Annotated in this window: 4 protein-coding genes; 2 read left to right on the top strand and 2 right to left on the bottom strand. The window is 56.5% G+C overall.

Annotation, left to right across the window (positions count from 1 at the left end; genetic code table 11):
• Nucleotides 1–3026 (top strand): S-layer homology domain-containing protein (locus B5F88_RS17955; protein WP_087348757.1); only part of this gene is annotated, 3026 nt, incomplete at its 5' end.
• Between the two features lie 78 nt (nucleotides 3027–3104).
• On the opposite strand, the gene B5F88_RS17950 is transcribed toward B5F88_RS17955, so the two are convergent.
• The gene (locus B5F88_RS17950; protein WP_087348755.1) at nucleotides 3105–3713 is read right to left on the bottom strand and encodes a hypothetical protein; all 609 of its coding nucleotides are present in this window, start codon (nucleotides 3711–3713) and stop codon (nucleotides 3105–3107) included.
• A gap of 209 nt (nucleotides 3714–3922) precedes the next feature.
• Here B5F88_RS17950 and B5F88_RS17945 point away from each other — a divergent pair, with 209 nt between their 5' ends.
• Entirely contained in the window at nucleotides 3923–4534 is a 612-nt protein-coding gene (locus B5F88_RS17945; RefSeq protein WP_087348753.1) for a hypothetical protein, read from the top strand.
• An 82-nt stretch (nucleotides 4535–4616) separates the two neighbouring features.
• On the opposite strand, the gene B5F88_RS17940 is transcribed toward B5F88_RS17945, so the two are convergent.
• Nucleotides 4617–7759: S-layer homology domain-containing protein (locus B5F88_RS17940; RefSeq protein WP_087348751.1), on the bottom strand; the 3143-nt coding region annotated here is incomplete at its 5' end.

The following is a 7759-nucleotide window of genomic DNA, read 5'->3' as shown; positions in this document are numbered from 1 at the left end:
TGATGAACGGCGGCGTGGAGCCCGTTGTCGGCACCAAGGTGACTCCCACCTACTCCGACATCAAGGGCATCTGGTCCGAGAAGTACATTGAGTACTGCACCAGCATGGGCATCATCTCCGGCGACGGCACCGGCAAGTTCAACCCCACTGGCACCCTGACTGCCGAGCAGGCCGCCAAGATGTTCCTGACCGCCATGGGCTACGACTCCAAGGTGTTTGGTTTCGTGGGCAATGACTGGGCCATCAACGTGGGCCGTTATGCCAACGAGGCCGGCCTGTACAAGGAGCTGGGCGACGTGGTTCCCTCCCAGCCCATCACCCGTGACGATGCCATGCAGATGGCTTACAACGCCATCCAGGGCACCATGATGCGCCGCACCTGGTCTCAGGACCTGACCACCGGTCAGCTGACCGAGACCTACGGCCCCTGGACTGAGCAGAAGACTGTGGGCGGTGTGCTCTACAACATTCCCCACACCCTGCTGTCCGACAAGTTTGACGGTTCCATCGAGCTGGGCTACCTGGTCGGTTTCGACTATGACGCCACCAAGGCTCAGTGGACCTACACCTTCAATGCCAACGCCAACTTCGGCGGTGACAAGATCAACACCCAGAACGCTCTGGCCAGCCAGATCAAGCTGAAGTCCACCGTGGACTACACTGATCTCTTTGGTCAGCAGGTCAAGGTCATCTACAACATTGATAACAACGAGGTTATCTATGGTGTGTATGCCAACAACAGCTCCGTGATCGTCTCCGGCGCTACCGGCAATGTTGAGGAGTACAACGATACTGCCAACACTGTGACTGTGGCCGGCACCGACTACAAGCTGAACGACGATGCCAATACCATCGGCGTTTATGATCTCAGAAACGATGTCGCTGTTGCGAAGCTGGACACTCTGCCCACCGAGAAGGCTGACGGCACCAAGAACACCAAAGCTCTGGACGCCTACACCTTCAAGATGGTGGACAACACCGGCGACGGCAAGATCGACGCTGTGATCCGCACTCCTGTGACCGTGGCCAAGATCAACTACGTGGGCAAGGACAGCGTACAGCTGGGCTCCAACATCGGTTCTGTTGATCTGGACGACCTGGTGACCTATGACGGCTACGCCGCTGGCGACTGGGTCTGCTACATCGAGGACACCTATGCTACCACCTGCCAGAACACCATCCAGAAGCTCGAGCTGCAGACTGCGGCTGTGTCCGGCGTCCGCGGTGGTTCCGGCGCTGCTGAGTACACCGAGTACCAGATCAACGGCACTTGGCTGGCCGGCAGCAACTACAGCCCTTACAGCTCCATGGTGGCTAAGGCTGACGTGAACGACACCGTTGAGTACATTGCTCTGGGCTCCACCATTTTCTATGCCAAGATCGTTGACATTGCCGCTACCAGCAAGAACATCGCCATGGTTGTTACCGCTGGTATCGAGAAGAACGTTACTACCAGCCAGGTGACTGGCGACTCCCTGAAGGTCAAGCTGCTCTTCGGCGATGGCTCCACCGCTGTTGCTACCGCTTCCAAGCTGAACGGCGTTAAGCTGAGCGCTACTCCCGCTGACGAGGCTACCCTGCAGGGCTACATTGGCCAGCTGGTGACCTACCGCATGGACGGCTCCAACTACGAGCTGACCGCTCTGAGCAGCACCAACACTGCCGGCTACAAGGATTACAAGTTTGGCGGCGGCTACAACAATGGCCAGGTCGGCGGCTTTGAGCTGGCTGACGACGCCGTGGTGTACTTCTTCGGCTCCACCCCCGGTGTTGCTTCTTCCAGCAACAAGGCTGATGTCTACACCGGCAAGGAGATCAAGAACACCTGGGGCAGCGGCGCCAAGGGTGACAACACCGCCAAGGTTCAGGTCCTGACCCAGGAGATCAACGGCTTCACCTACGCTAAGGTGGTTCTGCTGATCGATGCTACCAACGGCCTGCCCACTGTGACCACCGGCTCCAACTACGGCTACCTGTCCGCTCCCACCTACCGCAGCGTGGACGAGAACGGCAAGACCTACCTGAACTACACCATCCACACCGCTAACGGCGTGCTGAACGTGAAGGAAGAGAACACCGACGCGCCCAAGAATTATCCCCAGGGCTCCGTGGTGACCTATGATGTGGTCTCCTCCGACACTGTGAAGAACGTCAACCTGGCCCGTGTGACCACCGGTATGGTTACTGGCTGGGACGGCGTGGACAAGATCTCCCTGGACAACACCGTCAGCGAGATCGACGCCAAGGACACCACCGTGCTCTATGTTGATTCCAACAAGATGGTGGGCGTCGAGGGCGGCTCCATCCAGAAGGCTGCTGACACCGACGGCGACGGCACTCCCAACCTGCCCAACGTCCGCTACGTGCTGGCTGCCAACCAGGTGGTTCTGCTGCTGGTTGACATCAACAACGACATGAAGGCCGATCCCGCCCTCTCCGTGCTGGGTCCCGTGCTGGACGGCGCTTCCCTGAACACCGCCAAGCTCCAGGAGAACCTGGACAAGTACCCCGTTGTCACTGTGAATCTCAGCGGCGCTATGAGCATTGGCCCTCTGACCGTTGACGAGGGCAAGACCCTGGCGTTCACCGGCACTGATACCGTGACCATGAGCGACAACTGGGTTGTGAACGGCACTGTGACTCTGGAAGGCGCTCTGAACCTGGGCGGCAAGGACCTGAGCGGCACTGGCACCGTTACCGGTGACACGGTCTATCTGGGTTCCAGCATCAGCGGCTCCGTGACCGTGACCTTCAAGAGCGCTGAGCTGCTGGCCAATTTCATCATGAATGGCGGCTCCCTGACCATCAACGGCAACGTCACCGCTGCTGAGGGCAGCAACTTCTCCATCACCGTCAATGGCACCGCCAAGCTGGATGCTGGCGTTGTGACTGGCAGCATTGTGAACAACAGCACTGTCAAGGGCAACGTCCAGGTGGAGAAAGTGACCGGTAGTGTTACCGGCACTGGTGAGACTGATATCTACAAGATTTCTGCTGACACCACTGCCTACATCGTGAACAAGTAATTGGGCGTTAAAAGGGTGTAAAACTCTGCTCAATGTAAGAACCCCCGGGGTAAATGCCCCGGGGGTTCTTGCATCGTTTTAAATAGCCGCCAGGTAGTAGTAAACCGTGTTGTACATATTGGTATTACTGCCTGTGTCCAAGTTTTCAGACACTTGGATCTTGGTGCCGCCGACCATCATGTGGATGGCATCGCTTTTAGACACTATGGGATGTCCGGGCGCACACAGGCCGCCGCTGCCATTGCTGTAGTCGCCAAGCTCTGGAAAAAGCAGCACCCATTTAGGCGTGATGCCAAGGTTGATAAGCCGGTTTTTTGTGCCGTCGCCGGTATAGGTGCCGAACACGATATTGGCCCGACCCTCCGCCAGGGCTTGAATACTTGCCAGGGTGGTATTCACTTTTTGAATGCTGCTGTTGAATTCGCTGCGCAGGGTCTGCTGGGCGGTACTCAAGGCGGTGTCCAGCCGTGTCACCTGAGTGTTCAGATTGTTTTGCAGGGTCTGCTGAGCTTTACTCAGGGCTGTGTCCAGCCGGGATACTTCGCCATCAAAGTCGGTGCGCAACTCATCTTCCGTGTCATGGATCGCAGTGTCGATTTTTTTAAAGTCGTCATTGAAATCAGAGCGTAAAAAGTCGTCGCTGGGCTCCCATTGGTGGAGCTGATAGTGTTGTGTATAGCTTGCCATATAAAAACCCCCCTTTATACCTGGACGGGCCTCCGTTTTTGTTGCACAGGCAAAAAACGGAGGTATTTCGCATGCCTGTTTGGGGAGAAAAGGTCGGGGAAAATCCCTTTGCTGGAACTTTTTCCCGCTGCAGGGCATGAAAAATACCCCCTGACCAGGCGCATACATCAAAAGAGGTATGCCCGCCAAGGTCGGAGGGAGGCAATGATATGGGAACCAATAAAACCGAACACTATGGGCTGCACCAGTGGGTGCCGGAGGACGACTTTTTACGCACGGATTTCAATGAGAATTTTGAGAAGCTTGACTCGGCGCTCTATACGGCGGAGCAGAATCTGCGCACGGATCTGACTGGGGATGTACAACAGCTGAACACCGCTTTGGATACTCTGGAGCGGGAATTGCGCGCCGACCACGACGCGGATATCACACAGGTGGAATCCGCCCTGAGCAAAGCCCAGCAGACCCTGCGCAGCGAATTCAACAGCAGCATCCAAAAAGTGAATACCACCCTGGCAAGTATCCAAACCCTGGCAGAGGGGCGGGCCAACATCGTGTTTGGCACCTATACAGGTAATGGCGCGGAAACACGAACCCTTAACTTAGGCATTACACCCAAATGGATTATCGTGTTTACAGAGTCTGGATATACGGATAGTGGATACGGTGGCCTGGCTGCAGTCAATTTTCCTATCCGCTCCAGCGCCTCGCTGATCAATTTGCAGATTATCGGGAGTAATATTCGCCTTACCTGTGATGCGACATATGGACCGTTTACGAATCTTTCTGGAAAGGTATACCACTATCTGGCCGCTATCTGAGATATACAAGACCCCCCAGGGCAAATTTGCCCTGGGGGGGTTCTTGTATGAAACGGAGCTTTACAGCCCTCTTAATGTTCCATTACTTGTTGACGATGTAAGCAACGGCATCGGGGGTAATCTCGTAAACGTTGTTACCACTGGTCTGGCCGTCAATCTTGTCGGCTTCCACCTTACCGGTACCATTGTTGGTCACGTCGCCGGCGATGGTGCCGTCAACGGTCACATTGGCGGTATCGTTGACCACCAGAGTGGCCTTCGCATCGCCAGCAACCTTAACCTCACTATCACCGCTGACGGTGATGGTGTAGCTCTTGCCATCACCAGCAGCAACAGTGATGGAGCCATTGATGGTCAGGGTGCCGCCATTGACCTGGTAGTGGTTCTTCAGAGTGGCCTGCTCAAAGGTCACCTTCAGAGAACCGCTCATGCTGGAACCCATAACGAGGGTATCGCCGTTAACGGTACCATTGCCGTTCAGGTCATAGCCGTTCTGAGCCAGAGTACCCTCCACGGTCAGGTCGCCATTCACGGTCCAGTTGCCCTTCATAGTCACAGTGCCAGCCCCGGTAAAGGCCAGAGTCATGTCCTTGGGGACAGTCAGAGCTTCAACGCTCATGCCATCGGCGGGAACTTCCACAGTAACCGTGTCATAGTCCAGCTTCTTGTACTCGCCAGCCTTGTCAAGCATATTCTGGATGGCAGTGTTATCCACAGAAGCGCCATTCAGAGTGACGCCAATCACTTCGGTGGCGGGGTCAATGCCCATCTCGTTGTTGATGTCTACCACCAGCAGGACCACGTAGTTGGCGGACAGCACGTAACGGACGTTGGGCTTCTCGTCGCCGTTGAGCTTGCCATTGTCGTCGTAGTCGCCGAACTTCTGGATGGAGCCGCCCTCAACGCCCACCTTCTTGTTGGAATCAACATAAATCACAGTGGAGTCGGTGGCATCAATCTCGCTGACGTTGTTATCCAGGGAGATCTTGTCCACGCCATCCCAACCAGTGACAGCGCCGGTGATCACGTGAGGCAGGCTGACGTTCTTCACAACGCCGTCAGACACCAGGTCATAGGTAACCACAGCGCCCTGCGGATAATCCTTGGGAGCGTCGGTGCTCTCCTCCTTGACGGTCAGCTCACCGTTAGGAGTGAAGATGGTGTAGTTCAGATAGGTCTTGCCGTCCTCACCAATGGTGCGGAAAGTGGGAGCGGACAGGTAGCCATAGTTGGAACCGGTGGTCACAGTGGGCAGGCCAGTCTCGTCAAACATCAGAACGACCTTGGCGTAAGTAAAGCCGTTGACCTCCTGAGTCAGAACAACGCAGTTGTCCAGAGCCACAGTCTTGGCGCCCCAGGTGTTCTTGATCTCCTTGCCGGAGAAGATGCTAGACTTACGGGTGGCGTCGGGATCAGCCTTGCCATCATCCGCCTTGTCGAGGTTGGTGGCGTTGCCCAGGAAGTAGATCACAGCGTCGTCAGCCAGCTCAAAGCCGTTGACCTTGCCGTTGTCATAGCTGGCGGGAGAGGCATCCTCATAGTCCTTATAACCAGCGGTATTGTCAGCGCTCACGGGCATCAGCTCATAGTTGCTGCCGTCCAGGCGGTAGGTCACCAGGGTGCCAATCTTCGGCTGCAGCAGGCTGCTAACGTTGGCAGCGGTCACATCCTTCGTGTCCATCTTGGAAACGGTAACCACGGAGGTGGAGCCGTCAGCAAAGAGCAGCTTGGCCTTCACGGTCTTGCCGCTCACCTCATGGGAGGTATCGTCATCCTCAGTGCCAGCGGTCACGATCATGGCGATATTCTTGCTGGTAGCGGCGATGTCAACGATCTTGGCGTAGAAGATGGTGGAGCCCAGGGCCACATACTCGATGGTGTCGTTCACATCGGCAGTAGCGATCGCATCCTTGTAGGCAAAGTGGGGTACAGTCGCCTTGCTGGCAGCCAGCCAAGTACCGTTGACCTGGTACTCGGTGTAGCTCTTAGCATCCCCACCGCCGCGGACGCCGGACACAGCCGCAGTCTGCAGGTCGATCTTCTGAATAGTGTTCTCGCCGAGCACAGCGTAGTCGGCCTCGATGTAGCAGACCCAGTCGCCGGCGGCATAGCCGTCATAGGTCACCAGATCGTCAATGTCCTTAGCGCCCAGGCCAGAACCCAGCTGCACACTGTCCTTACCCACATAGTTGATCTTGGCAACGGTCATGGGGGTGCAGATCACAGCGTCGATCTTGCCGTCGCCATTGTTGTCCACCATCTTGAAGGTGTAGGCATCCAGGTTAGTGCCGTCGGTGGCGGGCTTCAGGTTGTTCAGAGTGGTGGCAACAGTATCCTTGTTGAAGTTATAGACGGTGATCTCCTTGGCGTCGGCCTTCAGCTTGTAGTCGGTGCCGGCCACAGTCACGCTGTTGGCATCATCATTGTAGTCCTCGATGTTGCCGGTAGCGCCGGAGACGATCACGGAGCTGTCATTGGCGTACACGCCGTAAATCACATCATTCTTCTTGATGTTGTAGATCACTTTGACCTGCTGGCCAAAGAGACCGGTGTAATCCACGGTAGACTTCAGAGTGACGTCGCCAGTCTTATTGTCGGGATTAAAGGCATTCTGACTGTTGATCGCGTCAGCGCCAAAGTTCTCCCTGGCATTGAAGGTGTAGGTCCACTGAGCCTTGGTGTCGTCATAGCTGAAGGCCTTCAGATAGCCCAGCTCGATGGAGCCGTTAAACTTGTCGGCCAGCAGGGTGTGAGGACGGGTGTAGACCACACCGCCGCTCTGATACTGGTCGATCCAGGGGCCGTAGGTCTCGGTCAGCTGACCGGTGGTCAGGTCCTGAGACCAGGTGCGGCGCATCATGGTGCCCTGCAGGGCGTTATAGGCCATCTGCATGGCATCGTCACGGGTGATGGGCTGAGAGGGAACGACGTCGCCCAGGTCCTTGTACAGACCGGCCTCGTTGGCGTAGCGGCCCACGTTGATGGCCCAGTCATTGCCCACGAAGCCAAACACCTTGGCGTCGTAGCCCATGGCGGTCAGGAACATCTTGGCGGCCTGCTCGGCAGTCAGGGTGCCGGTGGGGTTGAACTTGCCGGTGCCGTCGCCGGAGATGATACCCATGCTGGTGCAGTACTCAATGTACTTCTCGGACCAGATGCCCTTGATGTCGGAGTAGGTGGGAGTCACCTTGGTGCCGACAACGGGCTCCACGCCGCCGTTCATCA

This window comes from Flavonifractor sp. An306 (assembly GCF_002159455.1).
Lineage (GTDB): Bacteria > Bacillota > Clostridia > Oscillospirales > Oscillospiraceae > Flavonifractor.
Note: the sequence above shows the minus strand (reverse complement) of the source record. Positions and strands in the feature narration are given on the sequence as shown.

Bases quoted from the DNA above. Each gene is read 5' to 3' on its own strand.
- B5F88_RS17945 (WP_087348753.1), top strand. From the start codon at position 3,923: ATGGGAACCAATAAAACCGAACACTATGGGCTGCACCAGTGGGTGCCG.
- B5F88_RS17950 (WP_087348755.1), bottom strand. From the start codon at position 3,713: ATGGCAAGCTATACACAACACTATCAGCTCCACCAATGGGAGCCCAGC.